Annotated in this window: 13 protein-coding genes, 1 tRNA gene and 1 pseudogene; 10 read left to right on the forward strand and 5 right to left on the reverse strand. The window is 40.1% G+C overall.

Going from position 1 to position 20,287, the window contains the following annotated elements:
* The first annotated feature begins 308 nt into the window (after window positions 1–308).
* The 3 genes from X919_RS0108895 (at window position 309) to X919_RS0108905 (ending at window position 1,933) form a co-directional block, all read left to right on the forward strand.
* On the forward strand, window positions 309–1,028 hold the full coding sequence (locus tag X919_RS0108895) for a DUF4919 domain-containing protein (protein ID WP_028899807.1): 720 nt from the start codon (window positions 309–311) through the stop codon (window positions 1,026–1,028).
* Entirely contained in the window at window positions 1,025–1,777 is a 753-nt protein-coding gene (locus X919_RS0108900; RefSeq protein WP_028899808.1) for an SIMPL domain-containing protein, read from the forward strand. The genes X919_RS0108895 and X919_RS0108900 overlap by 4 nt, the downstream gene beginning before the upstream one ends.
* Before the next feature lie 85 nt (window positions 1,778–1,862).
* Window positions 1,863–1,933, forward strand: a tRNA-Gln gene (locus tag X919_RS0108905).
* A 35-nt stretch (window positions 1,934–1,968) separates the two neighbouring features.
* On the opposite strand, the gene X919_RS0108910 is transcribed toward X919_RS0108905, so the two are convergent.
* Together X919_RS0108910 and X919_RS0108915 are read right to left on the reverse strand one after the other, a co-directional pair.
* On the reverse strand, window positions 1,969–3,036 hold the full coding sequence (locus X919_RS0108910) for a glycosyltransferase family 9 protein (protein ID WP_028899809.1): 1,068 nt from the start codon (window positions 3,034–3,036) through the stop codon (window positions 1,969–1,971).
* 53 nt (window positions 3,037–3,089) lie between these two features.
* Window positions 3,090–3,692 carry a DUF4254 domain-containing protein gene (locus X919_RS0108915; RefSeq protein WP_028899810.1) on the reverse strand — a complete coding sequence of 201 codons (603 nt, stop codon included), beginning with the start codon at window positions 3,690–3,692 and terminating at the stop codon, window positions 3,090–3,092.
* Between the two features lie 1,039 nt (window positions 3,693–4,731).
* Here X919_RS0108915 and X919_RS0108920 point away from each other — a divergent pair.
* The 3 genes and pseudogenes from X919_RS0108920 to X919_RS16185 all read left to right on the forward strand — a co-directional run.
* Window positions 4,732–6,411: a DUF4980 domain-containing protein gene (locus X919_RS0108920; protein WP_036917754.1), complete on the forward strand. Its 1,680-nt coding sequence runs from the start codon at window positions 4,732–4,734 to the stop codon at window positions 6,409–6,411.
* Window positions 6,412–6,783: 372 nt separating this feature from the next.
* Window positions 6,784–7,674 carry a carbohydrate kinase family protein gene (locus tag X919_RS0108925; protein ID WP_028899812.1) on the forward strand — a complete coding sequence of 297 codons (891 nt, stop codon included), beginning with the start codon at window positions 6,784–6,786 and terminating at the stop codon, window positions 7,672–7,674.
* 115 nt (window positions 7,675–7,789) lie between these two features.
* Window positions 7,790–8,584, forward strand: a pseudogene (locus tag X919_RS16185) (acyltransferase family protein); the annotation flags it as partial.
* On the opposite strand, the gene X919_RS15195 reads toward X919_RS16185, so the two are convergent.
* Window positions 8,553–9,458, reverse strand: a complete 906-nt coding sequence (locus tag X919_RS15195; protein WP_051502491.1) for a PfkB family carbohydrate kinase — start codon at window positions 9,456–9,458, stop codon at window positions 8,553–8,555. The pseudogene X919_RS16185 and the gene X919_RS15195 sit on opposite strands and share 32 nt — an antisense overlap.
* A 259-nt stretch (window positions 9,459–9,717) precedes the next feature.
* Here X919_RS15195 and X919_RS0108940 point away from each other — a divergent pair, with 259 nt between their 5' ends.
* The 4 genes from X919_RS0108940 to X919_RS0108955 all read left to right on the forward strand — a co-directional run bounded on the left by X919_RS0108940 (window position 9,718) and on the right by X919_RS0108955 (window position 17,557).
* Window positions 9,718–10,536 carry a pyridoxamine kinase gene (locus tag X919_RS0108940; protein ID WP_028899813.1) on the forward strand — a complete coding sequence of 273 codons (819 nt, stop codon included), beginning with the start codon at window positions 9,718–9,720 and terminating at the stop codon, window positions 10,534–10,536.
* A 4-nt stretch (window positions 10,537–10,540) separates the two neighbouring features.
* On the forward strand, window positions 10,541–12,205 hold the full coding sequence (locus tag X919_RS0108945; protein ID WP_028899814.1) for a putative transporter: 1,665 nt from the start codon (window positions 10,541–10,543) through the stop codon (window positions 12,203–12,205).
* 139 nt (window positions 12,206–12,344) lie between these two features.
* A complete protein-coding gene (gene mutS, locus X919_RS0108950) occupies window positions 12,345–15,008 on the forward strand; it encodes a DNA mismatch repair protein MutS (protein ID WP_028899815.1) in 2,664 nt (887 codons plus the stop codon).
* Window positions 15,009–15,058: 50 nt separating this feature from the next.
* Window positions 15,059–17,557: a zinc-dependent metalloprotease gene (locus X919_RS0108955; RefSeq protein ID WP_028899816.1), complete on the forward strand. Its 2,499-nt coding sequence runs from the start codon at window positions 15,059–15,061 to the stop codon at window positions 17,555–17,557.
* Between the two features lie 877 nt (window positions 17,558–18,434).
* On the opposite strand, the gene X919_RS0108965 is transcribed toward X919_RS0108955, so the two are convergent.
* The gene (locus tag X919_RS0108965; RefSeq protein ID WP_028899818.1) at window positions 18,435–19,922 is read right to left on the reverse strand and encodes a DUF438 domain-containing protein; all 1,488 of its coding nucleotides are present in this window, start codon (window positions 19,920–19,922) and stop codon (window positions 18,435–18,437) included.
* A 66-nt stretch (window positions 19,923–19,988) separates the two neighbouring features.
* On the reverse strand, window positions 19,989–20,222 hold the full coding sequence (locus X919_RS0108970) for a YecH family metal-binding protein (protein WP_028899819.1): 234 nt from the start codon (window positions 20,220–20,222) through the stop codon (window positions 19,989–19,991).
* Window positions 20,223–20,287: the final 65 nt, after the last annotated feature.

Below are 20,287 nucleotides of genomic sequence, written 5' to 3' on the forward strand. Positions count from 1 at the left end.
AATGAAAGCCGTTGAGCAAGGTTTTAACCTGCCTAACGGCTTTTTTCATACCCCATCGTAAGACCCTTTCTACGCCATGCCACAACGATTACTATTAAATCATCACACAATATAGCCCAAATCATCACGCAATATGGGCTTAATTGTTGCACGGCTACGGTGCTATGCTAAAACAACTGCCATGAAAGCACATCAGCTATCTTACATGCTAAAAACAAGAAAAACATAAAAATATTCCGTCTTTTTGTCCAACTCATTCATATTTTCATTATTTTTGTCCACAGAATCTACACATAAAGCCAAACATAATGAAAAAGAAGTTATTATTTTTTCTGTTCTTTCTGTTGCCCCTACTGACCTTTTCACAACAAGAAAGGGTTATCATTCCCGTAGATTGGAAGGCAATAGAACAAAATGTTCTGCAGCATCCCGACAGCGTTAAAGGCCTCATCAAACGCCTTTTACTGCCTAAACTCGACACCACGCTCACCATGCCAGAACGCATTTTAGCCTTTTATGGTCAAACTTATTTTAGCAAGAGTCTTGAATATGACGATGTTAGAAAGATGATGGACACACGTAAAACCAACCCTTCTGCTGCGCTTTCGTGGGCCGATAGAGTGCTAAATATCAACCCTTTTAATACAAAAGCGCTGATAGAGAAAGCTGATTTGTTACTCAAAAAGAAGAAAATAAACCCACAAGATTCCACAAAACTCGATTCCATTGCACAATATTATATCCATATCGCTATGCGACTTTTCAACACCATTGCCACCACAGGTGATGGAACAAGCGACCATCCGTTTAGCGTAACCAGCGTGAGTGATGAGTATAATTTCCTTTGTTATTACCTTGATATATGTGAGGTGAAACAACAATCGCTAATTTATGGTGAAAAGAATAAAGCGCCTATGGATGTCCTTTACTTATCAGAGAAGAGTGAATATTGGGATAAACCCGAAATATATTTTGATATAAAGCGTGTGCTTGAATTAGAAACTGCATCATTAAAAAAGAAAAAATGAAAATCGATCAAAAAGAACTTATCAAAGTTTGTATTGTAGTTGTAGCGGGTATTGCTGCTATTATGTGTTGCCACCAACTAAGTAATGGTCTCCAATACTTCAAAAAAGGCACTAATAAAATACAAGTTACGGGAATGGCCGAAAAGCAAATTACGAGCGATCTTATCGTTTGGAACATCACAGTTAACGGCGAAGCGAGTAGTAGAGGCGAAGCTTATAAAGAGTTTAATCAGTCGAGTCGTGCCATCAAACAATATCTCCGTGCTAATAATATCCCTGATTCTGCGATTACAACCAATAGTGTTAGCATTGAAAAATTAACCCGAAGCTTCTATGATTCGCAATCAGAACGCTATATAGAAGTTGATAATGGCTATCGTGTTACGCAGAATATTTCGGTTAGTTCGCACGATTTAAACACCGTAGAACGCGTTTATCAAAAGATTTCTGAACTCTATAGCCGCGGAATAGATTTCAGTAGCAACGACCCACTCTACTACTATACACGCTTAAACGACCTCAAAATGGAACTACTCCACAATGCAAGTCTCGATGCTTACAAGCGAGCTGAGACCATAGCTGAGGGATGTAATGCCAAAGTTGGTGCGTTACAATCATCATCTATGGGCGTTTTCCAAATCGTAGGTCTTGATAGTAGTGAAGATTATAGCTGGGGAGGAACCTTTAATACCAGCGATAAAGAAAAGAGAGCCAGCATCACTATCCGCGCTGTCTATACGCCCCGCTAAGAAAATAGCTTGCAACTATAGAAAAAATTACAAATATTTGGTAAGCGCATAAAAAAGCGTTACCTTTGCAAAGCTTTTCATTGCTTGTCCTATGGTGTAATGGTAGCACTACAGTTTTTGGTTCTGTCAGTGGTGGTTCGAGTCCGCCTGGGACAACAATCTAAAAGCCGTTAAATAGCACTCAATGCTATTTAACGGCTTTTTTCATACTCCTTTCCCTCGGCTACTATTGCTTTTACGCGCGCAATAATCGCTGCCTCATCTATTAAATCCATACAAGCATAATCACTACGAAAGCATGGTTTATTCCCAAAAATACTGCAAGGGCGACACGATAAATCTATCTGAATTGCATTTTCCATCTGCTGATGCCATCCCATGAAGCCTGCATAAGGATGGGTTGCACCCCAAATACTCACTACAGGTGTGTTCACTAACGAAGCAAAGTGCATATTTCCACTATCCATACTCACCATTACATCTAAATGACTCATCAGGATAAGTTCTTCTTTCAGCTCATTTAACAGGCGCGAAGCATTCGTAACTTTAGGAACACGCACTGCAAATTCATCTAACTTTTGCAACTCATCTTCACCGCCACCAAACAAAAATATCCGTACATGTGCATCATCTGCTATCAATTTTTCTACTACACGCTGCATCTTTTCCCAGGGATACATCTTTCCTTTGTGGGCTGCAAAAGGCGCTATGCCTATCCACTTTTCACCCTCTTCTTTTGCTTTGATACGCGAAAGTAGCACCGAAAAATCTCCACCCTTAGGCGGAAACAGCGATGTAAAATTACTTTTGACAGGATAACCCAACTGCTTTAATACCTCAATATAGTTATCAAATGACGTAGGAAGTGGCTTTAAAACCTTATGCTCACGTGCTGTAAGCTGTTGCCTTTCACGCCGATGTTTGTTGATAGAAGCAACGGGAACACCACTTAATAGAAAGCGATAGCGCAACAATTTAGACCGGAGTACATCATGAAAGTCTGCTACTCCAGAGAATTGTTTTGCTTGAAGACGTTTCGAAAGCTTACGTAATCCCAACAAACCCTTATACTCATGCTTTAAATCGGCACCCATAAAGCTCACATTGGGTGCTAAGTCTTTTAAAAAAGCACGTGCAAAAGGCCTACTCAACACCGTGATATGCAACTTAGGATATTGCTTTGCTAAGGCCGAAATAATAGGTACTGTCATCGCAACATCACCCATTGCCGAGAAGCGTATAATTAAAAGATGTTCCATGGAAAGAAAAAATTAAAATATGATGGTTTATAATCTATTGGATTGTTACAATGCTATTTTTTATAAAGGACAGGGTTGGTGTCAGCATCATTATACATTTTCATTTGCCGATACACCTTCATATAGATTTTCCCTGCTGCTATATCCTCCAACAATTGGTCGATGGCAGTGCTTAAATCTTGCTGTTGTTCAAGCAAAATTTGCAATTTAGCCTTGCATTTTGCAACATGTTCTGGCGTAGCATCCTCACGCAATGTTTCTTCCTTCATGTGATAAATTTTCAATGCTAAAATGCTTAATCTATCAATAGCCCATGCAGGACTTTCAGTGTTCAAACGTGCATTGTCCAGCACATGCACCTCTTTATATAACGTTCTAAAATAAGAATCAATCTGTTCTACCAAGTCAGTGCGATCCTGATTGCTCTTATCTATTCTGCGTTTCAATGCCAACGCTGCAACAGGGTCGATGTTAGGATCACGAATAATATCTTCAAAATGCCACTGCACAGTGTCAATCCAGCATTTCAAATACAATCGGTTTTCAATACTTCCTTCCTCAAATGGATTCTGAATTGGTGCATCAATATCGTCGTTTACATGATAATCACGAATCACACGATTAAAAATTTCATTGCAATGTTTGGTAAATGACATACGATTTTATGTTGATTGGTTCATTACAAAAGTAATTATTTTTTCTTAACCCACCAATATTTATACACAATATGTGTGGATAAATCTGTGGAAAAAGTCATCATAACGCCTGAAAAAAGTATGGCATTACCCACAATTCCCCCATCACTTATTATGGAAAGTGGATATACACAATATTATACACCCTTTATAACGTCAAAATCCACACTATTTTTTATTTTTTCTTTATGCACACATTGATATTCTCCATCTTTCAAAGATTTGTGGAAAAGCATACTATCTCATTTTAAATCAATGGAAAGATATAAAGAGAAAGGTGGATAAAATAGTAAAGATGTGGATTGCATATGGATAAAAAAAATGCCTATCTTTTTATCCACATATCCACATCATTTCTTTTTATTATTCCTATTTTTTGATTTAAAATATATAGAAAAATAAAAAGAAATAAGCGGCAAAACAAAGTTCTATGTGTTATCGTTTAATTTTACAAAAGGTCTTCTGTATTTTTCGTCTACAAAAAAATAAAAGATGAGATGTAAATGAGGGCACATACACTGTTTTTTAGAATTCTATTTATAATCAGATAGTTATAAAAAGAATTGTTGATTTTGCATTAAAAAAAATATAAGAAAAGGATGATTTATAGTTAGAAAGGGCTTATTTTACTTGTAAAATAAGCTATGATAAAGATGTTTTTAATGCCTAAAGTAGGCCACTTTGTTGCATCATTCTATAGCAATCATGATATAAAGTCGGTGAGTTCACTTTTTAAAAGCTGTTGACAAGGATAACAGACGCTATTTCATCAAGTTGAAAAGGGTAGTTTTTTGATAATTTTTTATGACAATTTATTAGCTATTTATCTTATCTTCTTAGTAGAAAATTTATGGCTATGAAGAAAGATAAGTTTTCATTACATATAACCAAATGAATAATTGTATCTTTGCAAAGGAATGGGTGTATTCATCAAGCGTTGTTAATGGCTGATGGCATACTAATGGTTTAAACTTCTATTTTTTGCGTCATTGAATTGATTATGGAGAAATTTTCTGCGAAAAAGTGTTCACTGCAGATACTCAGTAAGCAGCATGTTATGTTGCATGTTACACTGACTCATCGCTATTTGTTACTGCCTGTTGAAGAAAATCAAGGTTTAGTGCGCATCAAAGTTATTCAAAATGGAGACGTGAAACAAGTGCTAAATGTAAAATTAGCCATCCATAACAGTGATTATAGTGTGCCTTTAGCCCTTCAACAGTGGGAGGGAAAGACAGTACTTTTGGATATTGTTTTTTCAGAAAATACTTCTGTTCTTAAGTCTATTGAAGACTATGTTTGTTGGGAACTATTGCAATATAGTGAAACATTTGATACTGAAAATCGTGAAAAATTCCGCCCTATTTATCACCATACACCTTCTTATGGTTGGATGAATGATCCCAATGGCTTATTTTATAATAAAGGAATTTGGCATCTTTATTATCAATATAATCCCTATGGTTCGCAATGGGAAAATATGACTTGGGGACATGCTACATCTGAAAATCTTGTGCATTGGCAACATGAGGGCACACCTCTTCTGGCCGATGCCTTAGGAATGATGTTTAGTGGAAGTGCGGTTGTAGACCATCATAACACAGCTGGTTTTGGTGAAGGTGCAATAGTTGCATTCTATACTGCTGCAGGCGATAATCAAACACAATGTATTGCTTTTAGCAATGATGAAGGAAAAACTTTTCAAAAATATAGTGATAATCCCATCATAACAGCGCCAATAGCTGATTTTCGCGACCCACATGTGTTTTGGAATGAAGACATTCAGCAATGGAATCTAATTTTAGCTGCAGGTAAAGAGATGTTTATCTATACTTCAAAAAATCTTAAAGTGTGGCATTTCGAAAGTTCATTTGGTTTTGGATATGATACGGATGACGAAGTTTGGGAATGTCCTGATTTGATGAAGTTACCTATAAAAGGAACAGATAGGTGTGCATGGTTGCTCATTTGTAATATTAATCCTGGTGGTCCTTTCGGTGGAAGTGCAACCAAGTATTTTGTAGGATCGTTTAATGGATATGAATTTAATTGTGAAAGTAATCTTTTAAAAAGTAAATGGATGGATTATGGAAAAGATCATTATGCCATGGTTACTTTCGACAATGCGCCTGAACATCGAAGAGTAGGAATAGCGTGGATGAGCAATTGGGAATATGCAAATGAAGTACCAACGCAACAATTTAGGAGTGCCAACACAGTGCCTCGCGACCTTAGTTTATTTGTTTATGATGGTGAAACTTATGTTTCTTCAATTCCTTCTGAAGAGCTTTTGCACATGCGAAAGGAGATAGTTGATAGACCAATGCCAGCTTGTGAATTGGTTATAGATATCACTTCACAGCAAGCAGACTTGGAGATAGTTCTCCAAAATCATTTGAAAGAGCGGGTCATTATGAAATACAAACCACAGCATGAAACTTTTTCTTTTGATCGAAAGCATAGTGGAAATGTTTCATTCCATAGCACTTTTGCAAAAAAAATAGAAGCACCTACATTGGGAAAAATCACTCAATTGCGCATTTTTATAGATAAATGTAGTATAGAAATCTTTGATGCTGAAGGTAAAATGGTTATGACAAATCTCGTTTTCCCCACCGAAAGTTATGATGAAATGAAGTTGATAGGATTAGCTACATGCACTATTTATAGATTAGAATGAAATATAAAGATGAATCCTGACTGGTAGATTAAGGGACTATAGATATCAAAATTTCGCAGATTTTAAAAATGCTGGGCTAAAAAGGAGTTATTCTTAGATTTTTTCTATTATCTTTGTACAAACCATTTCACACATTCTTGAAAAGCAAAATAAAATGCGTAGAGCATTGTTGTTGTCCTATTTATGAGATAGAAAATAAATAATGGTGATAAAAAATAGCTGTTATGATTATCTTTTAGCATGATAAGTTGCATGTTGATGAATAGATAGAATTGTGTTTTTCATGGATGTTTATGATGTAAGTGGATGATTATCAAGATAAAGAAATAAAAAAATAAAAACAAATAAAAACTTAAAAAGGACAAGAAATCAATGGAAAAGAGATTAATTGTAGGCATAGGTGAAGTGCTTTGGGATATCCTTCCTGAAGGAGCTAAGATAGGAGGCGCACCTTCTAACTTTGCTTTTCATACCCATCAGTTTGGTTTTGACGCTATGGCAATTAGTGCATTAGGTAATGATGTGTTAGGTGATCAAACTCGAAAAGAACTTGATGCTGTTGGATTGAAGTATGAAATGCCTATTGTTCCCTATGCAACGGGCACTGTACAAGTGGAACTTGATGGTGAGGGTGTGCCCACTTATAAGATTAAAGAGAATGTGGCTTGGGACAATATTCCCTTTACACCCGAGATAGAATCGGCTGCAAAGCAGGCTTGTGCAGTATGTTTTGGTACTTTAGCACAACGTAAACCTGAATCAAGAGTAACCATTCAACAATTCCTTGCAGCAACATCTGAAGAGTGTTTAAAGATTTTTGATATCAATCTTCGACAGACTTTTTACACCAAAGAAGTGATAAAAGAGTCCTTAAAAGCTTGTGATATTCTGAAAATTAATGATGAAGAATTAATTACTATCGGTCGTCTTTTTGGTTATCCAGGCTTAGATATAGAGGATAAGTGTTGGCTTATTTTGGGTAAATATAACCTAAAAATGTTGATTTTAACATGTGGTGTGAACGGAAGTTATGTGTTTGCACCTGCTATGAAATCATTTGTTGAAACGCCAGTTGTTGATGTTATTGATACAGTTGGTGCTGGAGATAGCTTTACAGCATCCTTTACTGCTGCTATACTCTCAGGAAAATCGATAGAAGAAGCCCATCAATTGGCTGTTGAAGTGAGTGCTTATGTGTGCACACAAAATGGTGCTATGCCCATTTTACCAAAGCATTTTACAGAAAAATTAGCACAGAAATAAAAGAAATAAGATTAGTTTGCATAACAAAAAATTTTATTATTAAGGTTTAATACGGGCAGATTGTGATAATTTGTCCGTATTTTTGAGTTTTAAAGAAGAAAGATGTAAAAGGTAAATGGATAAAAATATGATGCAAATAGCAACAAAACCGCATTATGAGTTGTTGGATGGTTTACGAGAAGTAGCAGCACTTTTAGTGGTGTAGTATCATGTTTTTGAAGGTTTTCAGTTTGCAGGTAATCAGCCTTTTATACGTTTTATCAACCATGGTTATTTGGCAGTTGATTTCTTTTTCATGCTTTCGGGCTTTGTAATAGGGTATGTTTATGGCGATAGGTTGGGCAAATCCCTAAGTATAGCAGCATTTTTCAAGCGTCGATTAATTCGTCTTCATCCCATGGTTATTATGGGTTCATTGATAGGTTTCACCTCTTTTGCTCTCACAGGTTTTGAACGTTGGGATGGAACGCATACCACATTAGTCCTTAGTTTAATAGCCCTTGCTGCAGCATGGCTTATGATTCCGGCCCTTCCTGGTATGCCTCGCGAGGTAAGAGGCAATGGAGAATTGTTCCCATTGAATGGTCCTTCATGGTCATTATTCTTTGAATACATTGGTAATATACTCTATGCGGTGTTCATTCATCGCCTGTCTACACGGCTATTAGCGCTGTTAACAGCACTACTTTCATGTGTATGGGCATGGTTTGCCATTACAAATCAGTCACAATATGGATCGATAGGAGTGGGTTGGACATTTGATATGATCAACATGTTGGGTGGAAGTTTGCGCATGCTTTGTCCGTTTACAATAGGCATTTTGTTGTCACGTGTGTTCAAACCTCATTTCATAAAGGGCATATTTTGGTGGTGCAGTGTCATCCTTTTGTTATTGTTTCATGTGCCTTTCTAGGGGCTGATGAAAGTTTTTCAATATCTTTTAAACTCCCTTCAAAGGGTCCATTATGTTCTAATTTCAAGGTACACATGGCCGAAGCAAACCTACCTGCTTCTTGAAAGGTTGCACCTTGGCTGCGCATGTAAAGGTAACCAGTAGAATAAGTATCGCCACATCCAGTAGCATCAACAATCTTTTGTGGAGTGTAAGCAGGAATTTCATAGCACGTTTTATTTGCATAAATAAGGCTACCATAGCTACCTAACGTAATGATGACTTCACGAACACCATAAGAAGCTAACTTTTCTGCTACTATTTTTGGATCATTTGTATGCATGATAGCATACATTTCATGCTCATTAAGCTTAACAATATCAACATAAGGAAGCACAGCATCCATGTCTTTCCAGTCCACAGCATACACCTTTTTACCACGTACTTCACGTAAATAGCCTTGAACATCAATTGAGATGCAACCTTTTTGAGCAAGAAATTTCACAATTTCTGGTGAAAAATCATCTGCTAAAAGCGAACCTAAATGAAACACTTCTGCCACTAAAGGTTCCATCTCTTCTATCGTAAAAGGGGCTGCTTTAGCCAATACACGCTGCGTACGTTGATTGGAATTAAGGCCATAATGATTTTCAAAAAATACGCTATGTGGGCTCGAATAGCTGAGCACATCGATATTCATTTGACGCAAATGGTCGACTTCTTCCTGCGATTCCTGCCCTATTTTAGTAACCAATTGAAAGGGAAAATCTTGTGAAAGATGGTGCATACCATGTGCCATATAGAAAGAAGTTCCACCTGCCATGTCGATAGTTTGCTGTGGAGTTATAATTCTATCTCGGGTGATGTGCCCAATACAACATATTTTTTTCATTGTTATTGTCTGATATTCTGTTCATCAATTGCTTTGCAAATGTAGTATGGAGTTGTGTAAAAACGTTTGCATAACACGATAGGTATGGCTGCAAAGGTATATAAAAAAGAACAATAAAAAAACTAATATGATGTTTTTTGTTTTCTTAAATGCTAAAATGATATTGTTGGATTCAACCTCTAAAGATACATAATAATTTTGTATTGCCCGTTTGTTATCTTAACTTTTTAGTATCTTTGCCTACTCAAATAGCAAGATAATGAGTAAGAAACAAATACTTTTGATTAACGACATGGCTGGCTATGGCAAGGTAGCTACTGCGGCAATGCTTCCCATTCTGTCGTATTTTGGTCATCCAACTTATAATCTTCCCACAGCATTAGTATCCAATACGCTCGACTATGGTCAATTCAATATCTTGGATACCACAGCTTATATCAAGGGAGTTTTCCCTGTGTGGAAGGCTTTAGGCTTTCATTTTGATGCCATTGCAACTGGTTTTATTGTAAGTGAAGAGCAAGCTTTACTCATTTCAAACTATTGTCAATTGCAAGCAATGCAGGGCACAACAATTTATGTTGACCCCATTATGGGTGATGAAGGAAAGCTTTATAATGGGATAACCTCTGCTACTATCGATCACATGCGTAAACTCATTGCTGTGGCACATCTATGTTATCCCAATTACACCGAAGCATGTTATCTTGCCAATCACCCATATACTACTGATGAAATTGATTTGAAAACAGCCTATGAATTGGTGGATAAGTTGCGCGATATGGGGTCGAAATCGGTCATTATTACGAGTATAAAGGTGAATGAAACACATGCTGTTGTAGGGTATGACGCTGCACATGACGAGCATTTTATGTTGAGTTATGAAGAAGTTCCCGTACATTTTCCTGGTACAGGTGATATTTTTTCAGCTATTCTCATCAGTCATTTGCTCAACGATATGCCTTTGAAGTTGGCTACAGCTAAGGCTATGTCGGGTGTTTATCAGCTTATAGAAGCCAATAAAAGCAATGAAGACAAGAATCGAGGTATTCCTCTTGAACAATATTTAAGCATACTTTAGCGTTATGGACTGGCTAAACAACCTTTTCAATATACACTCTTCCATTCAAACCATCGTTATCATTTCGATTATCATTGCAGGTGGTTTAGCTTTAGGAAAAATAAAAATCATGGGTGTTTCGTTGGGTATTTCCTTCGTATTCTTTGTAGGAATTCTGGCGGGGCATTTAGGTTTTAGCATTGATTCTGTGGCACTTGGGTATATAGAAACCTTTGGATTGTCGATGTTTGTCTATTGCTTAGGGTTACATGTTGGTCCAAATTTCTTCGGTTCTTTACGCCATGAAGGAATGCAACAGAACGTTTGGAGCCTCATCATTATTATTGCAGGGACACTCTTTTCTTTGTTACTTATTCCACTAACAGGTATTAACTTATCCAATATGGTGGGTATCTTGTGTGGTGCTACTACCAATACTCCTGCTTTAGGTGCTGCAACTCAGGCCTTAGCACATATGGGATTGCCCAGTGAAACAGTGGCACTTGCCACTGCGGTCACCTATCCTTTGGGTGTGTTAGGGGTGATTATTGCAATGCTTATTTTGCGTAAATGCTGTGTGAAGGCTGAGAATTTAGAACCTAAAAGCAACGACAATCACGACCACACTTATATTGCACAATTTGAAGTAGTAAACCCTGCTGTAGAGCATAAACGCATTGCTGACATCTCACATATGACGCATTTAAAGTTTATCATCTCTCGCATTTGGCGTAATAGTCAGGTGATTTTGCCCACAGGTGACACTGTTTTAGAGCCCAATGATAGTCTTTTAGTAGTGACCAATCGTGAGGATGATCCTGCTATGGAAATGCTTTTTGGTAAGCGGGTGAATAAAGATTGGAACGAAGATGCCATTGATTGGAATCATATTGACACACAATTAGAGAGTCGAATTTTGGTGCTTACGCGCGGTGAACTCAGCGGAAAGCGTCTTGGAGATTTGCATCTTCGTAACTCTTATAATGTGAATGTGTCACGTGTTATCCGTGGAGATTTGAAACTTTTAGCTACACGTGACCTCAGACTTCAGTATGGAGATCGCATCACAGTGGTGGGACAACATGAAGATATTAACCATGTAGAAGGCTATCTTGGCAATTCTATTCGTGTGTTGAATGAACCTAATATTGGCAGTATCTTTATCGGAATTATCGTAGGTTTGGCCATAGGAACTATTCCTATTCAATTGCCTGGCATGGAAGGTTCTGTGCGATTGGGCATTGCAGGCGGACCTATTATTATTGGAATTATCGTGGGTGCGCTCGGACCTAAGCTTAAACTCAATTCCTATACCACGGTTTCGGCTTCGCTCATGCTGCGCAAATTGGGATTAAGTCTGTATTTAGCGTGCTTGGGTTTGGATGCTGGTAAGCATTTTTTCAGTACGGTTGTGCAACCACAAGGTTTAATATGGGTGGGTGTAGGCTTCTTGGTTACAGTCGTTCCACTGCTCGTTGTGGGGTTGATAGCTTTGCGTTTGCACAAGTTTGACTTCGGAACACTCTGTGGTATTCTTTGTGGAAGCATGGCCAACCCTATGGCTTTGGGCTATGCCAACGATACGATCCAGGGCGATTCACCAAGCATTAGCTATGCTTCGGTTTATCCTTTGGGCATGTTTTTGCGGGTCATCATCGCCCAGGTGCTGATTATGTTTGTAGCTTCTTGAAAGAGCTTGTCCCACAAGGAGTTAGTATTCGTATAGAAAAGTGGGTCATTTTAGTCAACAATATGGCCTACTTTGCACAACAATATGGTGCATTTTTCAGGGCAATATCGCACACTTTTTAAAACAATAGCACATCAATATGGCAATACAAGATAAAGGGCTTACGCCCATGATGAAGCAATTTTTTTCAATGAAGGCAAAACATCCTGATGCCCTCATGTTGTTTCGTTGTGGCGATTTTTATGAAACTTATGGCGAAGATGCTGTGGTTGCTGCAGGTATTTTGGGCATTACACTCACCAAACGCAACAACAGTGCCGAAAATTCTATAGAGATGGCGGGCTTTCCCCATCATGCTTTAGACACCTATCTGCCGAAATTGATTCGGGCAGGTAAGCGAGTTGCCATCTGTGATCAGTTGGAAGACCCCAAGAAAAAGCGCGAAGAGATTAAAGGAAAGAAAGGACTTTCGCAAACCGACAAGATGGTGAAGCGCGGCATTACCGAATTGGTGACACCAGGAATTGCCATTAGCGACAATATTCTTAACAATAAAGAAAACAACTTTTTGGCGGCGGTTCATTTTGGAAAAGCAGCTTGTGGTGTAAGTTTCTTGGATATTTCGACGGGCGAATTCCTCACAGGCGAAGGGTCGTATGACTATGTTGAGAAGCTATTGGCTAATTTTTCACCCAAGGAAGTGCTCTATAATCATGAGCGAAGAGCTGACTTCCAGCGCTATTTTGGAACCAAACTCTGTGTGTTTGAGATGGAGGATTGGGTGTTCACGGAGCAGAATTCACGGCAGAAACTCCTGAAACATTTCGGTACAAAGTCGTTGAAAGGCTTTGGCGTTGAGCACTTAAAAGAGGGTATTATTGCCAGTGGTGCTATTCTGCAATACTTAGAAATAACAGAGCATACGCATATTAATCACATCACATCGCTGGCGCGTTTAGAGGCCGATAAATATGTGCGTATGGATCGATTTACCATTCGTTCGTTGGAGTTATTGGCGCCTATGCAGGAAGAAGGACGCTCGTTGCTCTCGGTTATCGACCACACTGTGACGCCAATGGGAGGGCGCATGTTGCGTCGTTGGTTGGTGTTTCCGTTGAAAGAAGTAGTGCCTATTAACGAAAGATTGGATATGGTGGATTATTTTTTCAAAGACCTCAACTTCCAATCTGTCATTGATGAGCAACTCCATCGCATGGGAGACTTGGAGCGAATCGCATCAAAAATAGCTGTAGGAAGGGTCACTCCACGTGAAATGGTGCAATTGAAATGGGCGCTATCGGCGTTGAAGCCCATCCAAGAAGCATGTCTTTCGGCCGATAATGCAGTGATTCAGCGCATGGGAAAACAGTTGTATCTGTGTGAGCATGTGCGCGAAAGAATTGAGAAAGAAATACAGAACGACCCACCACAGTTGGTGAATAAGGGCGATGTTATAGCCGATGGTTTTAACGCAGAGCTTGATGATTTGCGTGCCATTAGTCGCAATAGTAAGGACTATTTGTTGGAATTACAAGCGAAAGAAGCTGAGCAAACGGGCATTAATAGCCTGAAGATTGGTTTCAATAATGTGTTTGGTTACTATTTGGAAGTGCGTAATACATTCAAAGAAAATGTGCCTGAAACGTGGATTAGAAAGCAGACATTGGCGCAAGCTGAGCGCTATATCACCCCCGAATTGAAGGAATATGAAGAGAAAATTCTGGGTGCAGAAGAGAAGATTTTGGCGTTGGAGGCCAAGCTCTTTAACGAACTTATCCTGGCCGTTCAAGATGATATACCGCGTATTCAGGCCGATGCTAATCTCTTAGCACAATTAGATGTGCTGTTGGGTTTTGCCAAAATAGCGCGCGAAAACCATTATATTCGCCCCATTATCCATGATGATAACATATTAAAGATTGTGCAAGGACGCCATCCTGTGATAGAAACACAGTTGCCATTGGGTGAGGTTTATGTGCCCAACGATGTGACATTGGACAGCGATAAACAACAAATTATGATGATAACGGGGCCCAATATGGCCGGTAAATCGGCATTGCTTCGACAAACAGCACTCATTGTTTTGATGGCACAAGTGGGCTGTTTTGTGCCGGCAGAGCATGCAGAAATAGGTCTTGTTGACAAGATATTTACGCGCGTTGGTGCCAGTGATAATCTGTCATTAGGCGAATCTACGTTCATGGTTGAGATGACTGAGGCGGCTAATATATTGAATAATGTGTCGCCAAGGAGTTTAGTTCTCTTCGATGAATTGGGCAGAGGCACGAGCACTTACGATGGGATTAGCATCGCATGGGCTATTGTTGAGTATCTTCATGAGCAGCCAAAGGCTCGTGCTCGTACGCTTTTTGCCACGCATTATCACGAACTAAATGAGATGGAGAAGCATTTTTCGCGCATCAAAAACTATAATGTGAGCGTGAAAAATGTAGATGGAAAGGTGATATTCTTGCGCAAACTGCAACGCGGAGGCAGCGAACATAGCTTTGGAATTCATGTGGCAGAGATCGCTGGAATGCCCCGTTCTATAGTGAAACGTGCCAATACTGTGTTGAAAGAATTGGAGCAAGATAATGCCGAAGTGGGTGCTGCTGCCAAGCCAAACACGGCCAAAATAGCAGCACATCGCGAAGGAATGGAACTGAGTTTCTTTCAATTAGACGATCCAATCTTGACGCAAATACGTGATGAAATATTAGAGCTTGATGTGAATAATCTTACTCCTGTCGAGGCTTTGAATAAGCTCAATGACATTAAGAAAATATTAAAGGGGAAGAATTAGTATCGTGTTGTATTCAATGTTTTTCTAACTTTTAAATATATTTATAACCTATGAAGCAAATCATTGCCACACTATCGTTGTTGGTTTTGCCTGCAACTATGACATTCGCTACACCGCTTTTCCCAGTGAAGCAGGTGAAAGACACAACAGAAGTGAAACAAAATGCCGATTCAACGAAATTGAAGTCCGATGAAAGAGGTGCCTCAAAAAGCGATAAGAAAGAGGATGAATATGAAAAACTCATTAAGAAAGGAGGCTCTTTTCAGCAAGGATTATTCAATGTTCGACACATAGAAAAGGACTGGTATTTTGAGATTCCTGAGGCAGCATTATCGCGTTTGTTCCTTGCTGTGACACGTTTTGTGTCGGTTCCTGAAGGTTTTCCTCAGCTGAGTGGTGAGGAAGTGAACAGCAATACGCTTTATTTTGAGCGCTATGATGACAAGACATTGTTGGTGCGTTCGTGGGCACATACTCAGAAAGCTGATGCAAAAGACAATATATCGGCATTGATTAAGAAGTCAACTATCGACCCTATTGTGTATAAATTTGATATTATTGGCACCGACAAGCAAACGAAAACGATGCTCGTTAACGTGACAAAGCTTTTCAAAAGTGATAATACTATTTCGGCTTTTTCACAGCAAGCGCGCACTCAACTCAAGGTGGGTGGCTTGCAAGACGATCGTACTTTTATCGACACCATCAAGACTTTCCCCATCAATGTAGAGGTGTCGACCCTGCGAACCTATTCAAGTAATCCCGAAAGGACGCTGGCTTCACAGAAAGGTTTCCTTACATTAAGCCTCAACACCAGCATTGTTGAGCTGCCAGAAACACCCATGCAGCCGCGTTTAGCCGACGAACGTGTGGGTTATTTCAACAAGCGTTTGGTGACATTCAGCGACAGAGAGACCAGCAAGCACGATGCCATCGTTTCGCGTTATCGCTTGGTTCCGAAGGATAAAAAGGCTTATGCGAGCGGCAAACTCGTCGAACCCGAGCAGCAAATTGTTTACTATATCGACCCTGCCACGCCAAAAGAGTGGGTGCCTTATCTCATTCAGGGCATCAATGACTGGAACAAAGCATTTGAAGCCGCAGGATTTAAGAATGCCATTGTAGGCAAAGAGGTGCCCGAAGGCAGCAACATCAGTCCCGACGATGCACGCTATTCGTTCCTGCGTTATTTGCCTTCAGAGCAAGAAAACGCATATGGTCCGCGCATTGTTGACCCAAGAAGTGGTGAAATTATAGAGAGTCACATCTGCTGGTACCACAATGTGATGAACCTTTTAACCAAGTGGTATATGACACAATGTGGCCCTTTGGACAAAGGTGCACAGCAAATGAAGTTTGATAAGCGGCTCATGGGCGAGCTTATTCGCTTTGTTTCGAGTCATGAAGTGGGGCACACTCTGGGGTTACGTCACAACATGGTAGCCAGTCATTCCACGCCCGTTGAGAAGCTACGCGACAAGGCTTGGGTGGAGAAACATGGTCATACGGCCAGCATCATGGACTATGCACGCTTCAATTATGTGGCACAACCCGAAGATCATATCAGCGAAAAGGGACTTTTTCCGCGCATCAATGATTATGATATGTGGGCCATTAAATGGGGTTATCAGTATCGTCCGGAGTTTAAAGATGAGTTCACCGAGAAGCAAGCCCTGCGCAGTGAGGTGACAAAGGCGCTCACAGCCAACCACCGTTTGCGCTACAAAGGTGACGAAGGGCGTGGACTTGACCCGCGTTCGCAGACCGAAGATTTGGGCGATAACAACATGGTGGCCAACGAATATGGCATTAAGAATCTCAAAAGGGTGATGCAAAACATTGAAAAATGGACGGTACAGCCCGATGGACAAACCGATGATTTGAATATGATTTATCGGGCAGTGTTGGGGCAATTCCAACGCTACACGGGACATGTGCAACGCTATATCAACGGCGAATACAGCGATAACTGGCCCTCTGAGCGGCAAAACGACATCGTTCCGGCGGCACTTCAGAAAGAAGCCGTGGCGTGGTTGGGTCGGCATGTGTTCCAGTTGCCCACTTGGTTGTATCCACAATCCGTCACACAGAAGTTGAATATTGACATGGATGAGCCCGAAGTAAATCGTGCAAATGGCTTTTTATCGTTCTTATTAGCGCCCACAACGATTAACAATAACATTAGCAACAGTTTGAAAGCCTCGCAGCCTTATCCCACTGAAGACTACTTGAATGATGTGTTTTCTGCCGTGTGGAAGCCCATCAATGCAGCCGATAAGCACGACAGTAACTTCCGTCGTAGCATTGAAAATCAATATGTCTCATTGTTGGGAACGCTCATCAATGTGGATAACGTAGCGAAGGGTGAGAATGCAAAAGCTGTGCAAGCCGATGTCATTCTCTATGCTTTGCAACATTTAAATAAGGTGGAAAGCTATTGTATGCAGCAGCAAAAGGCACTTCAAAGTGGCGACATCAATGCTTTGCATTACAGCAATTTGCTCACCAAAATTAAGCGTATTCGCAAGCAATATGAAAAGGCTGAATAGCCATTAAGAGGATTTTTACTGGCACAGCTGAATGTTTTTAGACTGAAAAAGCATAGCTATGGCGTTCGTTGTAGCTATGCTTTTTTCGTATATAAATCAATAGTTTTATTACTACCCTAAATCTTTTGGTGAAGGCTTTATCGTTTTTATTTAGCCTCTCGTAAGGCGTTTGAATTGAATAGCCCATCTCTTGTTTTTTAAAAGCTATCTTTTTAGCCACTAAAAGCTACTACTTTAGTGCCTAAAAAGGGCTATTTTGCAAGATAATATAGGCCATTTTATGAGTCTATCTGTAACAACCTGATAATTAGGTGGTACTGAAATAGCGTGTTTGTGGTATGCTATTGCAGTAGCATAAAGAAGCTATAAGTACTTAGTTGCTCAGTATGAAGAGGGGGTTTTTAAGTGTGTTTTACCTATTAATCTTCATAGAAGTCTTTTCGTGCGTCTTGATTTATCGCAATTTTTTGTGCCTTTTTGTGTTTTCCAAGTCCTTTTTGGTTCGTATCTGTTTAGGAAAGTGCTACCTTTGCATCGTAAAAATAAGGATAATAAGTAACAAGATGTCAAAGGGACATCAATTAGTTTTTTAAAAGGTAAAAAGATTATGGTAACATTGATGATTGTAGCAGTAGTTGTAGCAGCAGTAGTTTCACAAGCAGTGAATATTTATAGCAAAATCAACGCAGGCTGCTAACTACTATAAGAGAAGCTTATAAGGTAAAGATTGGTAATGATAAACAAGAGAAACGGGTAGATGCTTAGGCGTCTATCCGTTTCCATTTTTGTGCAGTGTGGGTGCTATAGTCTTTTATGTTTGAGACTATAGCACCCTCTTCTGCAAGATTTCATCATGTTTTATGGGTATCAAGCCCTTTTATTTTGAAGGCAGGAAGTGGTCTTTTGCAAATGACATATCTTGCACCACCTCTACTGTTCCAACATAGTTACCTGCTTTATCGCGCACAGCCATGTAGTTAACCAAGTAGGGTTTACCATTCTTTTCCATCCAAATGGGTAGCTGATCACGTTTACCTGCACGCAAATCGCTGATGATGGCACGTACCATGGGTTCTATTTTTGGTGGGTGACAACTGAACACTTCGCGATCGATAGCCATTGAAGGACGTTTAAATACCTTTTCACCATCGTTGAAATAGCGATTGAAATTGTCGGCATCAACGAAGGTTATCTCCATGGGAAGTGTATCCAACATCGTTGTTAATTGCTCTAAAGTGAGGTGCCCACCAGGCATAACAATCTCGCCTTCGTGCTGTGGAATGGCGTGTTTCTTTGCCTCAGCAGCCGGCCATTCGTGGGGCGTTATGCCAAAACATGGGGCGTAATCTTTGCTGTCTTGATAAAGATTGTGCCACTCATCTTCGGTGAAATTTGCCACGCAAATGGGCAGCAAGATGTTGTTTTCCTTATAAATCATCTCCTTCATGCGCACGCAAACATCTTTGAATCGTTGCCACCAAGCATCGTCATGGTTGGCGTTTTTGGCTAAGGATGCAAGCTCATCGCGTATCTCATCGTCGATGGTCCACATCACTTGCGAAGGCCCTGAGATGTTATATTTCACCTTTAAATGGGGGAAAAGCAAGTCGCCTTTCTTGGCATAATGTATGCCAATCTCGCGCAAACGGGGCAAGAGTTCGTCTACCGATGTACGATTTTCTGCGGCTTTAAAAGCCTCAGCCAATAAGGTTTCTAAGGCTTGATTCTCGCGCATAAAGGTTTGAACGGGGTGCCCATCGACCGCCAAAAGCGCTGCAGCTTCTTGTGCATGTGATGCTGCCATGGCGTGAGCTTGCTCGGTTCTGTCGACCGAAGCAGCCACTTCGCGCTCGGCATTCATAATCTGTTCCTCGCGGGTTGCACCGTGGAAGAGTGCTGAATGCACATCGCAAAGTTGCTGAACCTCGCGCAAAGGTGTGCCTTCGGCCATGAGTTCTTGCTCGGCTTGCATGATTTCTGCCGCCTCAACATCGCTGAATTCGGCTTTAAAGTCAGCGCGAACGCTCTCTAATGATTCGCCTTTTCCCAACCGTTTTAAATAGGATTTCAGCTTTTCGTTGCGCTCGTTGGGTGCATATTTCAAGCCCGTCATGCCCGATTGTGCGCCCGATAGCTGCTCACCTGTCAGCGTAAACCCATGCTTTTGCAACGCCATCACGATGTCGGTCATGGCAATTCCGCGCATGGCTGCGCCTTTTGGGATGGTCATAAACTTGCCTACTGAGTTGAGTAGCACCTTTTTTGTAATCTCAGAAAATCCTAATTCCACCATGATGTCGGTGAGTTCGGGATATTGTTTCACTAAATCATAAACCGGTTTTGAAAGGTCAATCTTCTTATCCATGTGCATTTCCTCCTTTTATTTGGGGTTGAAAACGGTGTTGTTGTGTGCGATTTACAACGTGTGAACTTAGTGATGACACATCTGTGTCATGTCAACTGTGAAACCACCTGTTGGTGATGGCTTGAATTTCCCGCGTGCTTCGAGGAAATCAACCATCTCTTTTGCGGTGAATCCATCGACCGAACAAGTGTGAAATCGCTCGTTTGGGCCAAACTTTTCGATGATAGCGTTCACCAATTCTTCTTTGTTTTGATAGTTATTGCCCTCCATCATGTGGAGAATATCATGTCCATGTGCCATAATTGTTTTATTTATTTTGTTCTGATTTTTAATGCAAAGATACATGCTAATGCAAGGTTTACTGG

Origin of the sequence: Prevotella sp. HJM029, from assembly GCF_000599605.1 — a bacterium.
Classification (GTDB): domain Bacteria; phylum Bacteroidota; class Bacteroidia; order Bacteroidales; family Bacteroidaceae; genus Prevotella.

Excerpts from the sequence above, each read along its gene's own strand:
- X919_RS0108970 (WP_028899819.1), bottom strand. The coding sequence starts at position 20,222 with ATGGCACATGGACATGATATTCTCCACATGATGGAGGGCAATAACTAT.
- mutS (WP_028899815.1), top strand. The coding sequence starts at position 12,345 with ATGGCAATACAAGATAAAGGGCTTACGCCCATGATGAAGCAATTTTTT.
- X919_RS0108910 (WP_028899809.1), bottom strand. The coding sequence starts at position 3,036 with ATGGAACATCTTTTAATTATACGCTTCTCGGCAATGGGTGATGTTGCG.
- X919_RS0108955 (WP_028899816.1), top strand. The coding sequence starts at position 15,059 with ATGAAGCAAATCATTGCCACACTATCGTTGTTGGTTTTGCCTGCAACT.
- X919_RS0108920 (WP_036917754.1), top strand. The coding sequence starts at position 4,732 with ATGGAGAAATTTTCTGCGAAAAAGTGTTCACTGCAGATACTCAGTAAG.
- X919_RS0108900 (WP_028899808.1), top strand. The coding sequence starts at position 1,025 with ATGAAAATCGATCAAAAAGAACTTATCAAAGTTTGTATTGTAGTTGTA.
- X919_RS0108940 (WP_028899813.1), top strand. The coding sequence starts at position 9,718 with ATGAGTAAGAAACAAATACTTTTGATTAACGACATGGCTGGCTATGGC.
- X919_RS0108895 (WP_028899807.1), top strand. The coding sequence starts at position 309 with ATGAAAAAGAAGTTATTATTTTTTCTGTTCTTTCTGTTGCCCCTACTG.
- X919_RS0108945 (WP_028899814.1), top strand. The coding sequence starts at position 10,541 with ATGGACTGGCTAAACAACCTTTTCAATATACACTCTTCCATTCAAACC.
- X919_RS0108925 (WP_028899812.1), top strand. The coding sequence starts at position 6,784 with ATGGAAAAGAGATTAATTGTAGGCATAGGTGAAGTGCTTTGGGATATC.
- X919_RS15195 (WP_051502491.1), bottom strand. The coding sequence starts at position 9,458 with ATGAAAAAAATATGTTGTATTGGGCACATCACCCGAGATAGAATTATA.
- X919_RS0108915 (WP_028899810.1), bottom strand. The coding sequence starts at position 3,692 with ATGTCATTTACCAAACATTGCAATGAAATTTTTAATCGTGTGATTCGT.
- X919_RS0108965 (WP_028899818.1), bottom strand. The coding sequence starts at position 19,922 with ATGGATAAGAAGATTGACCTTTCAAAACCGGTTTATGATTTAGTGAAA.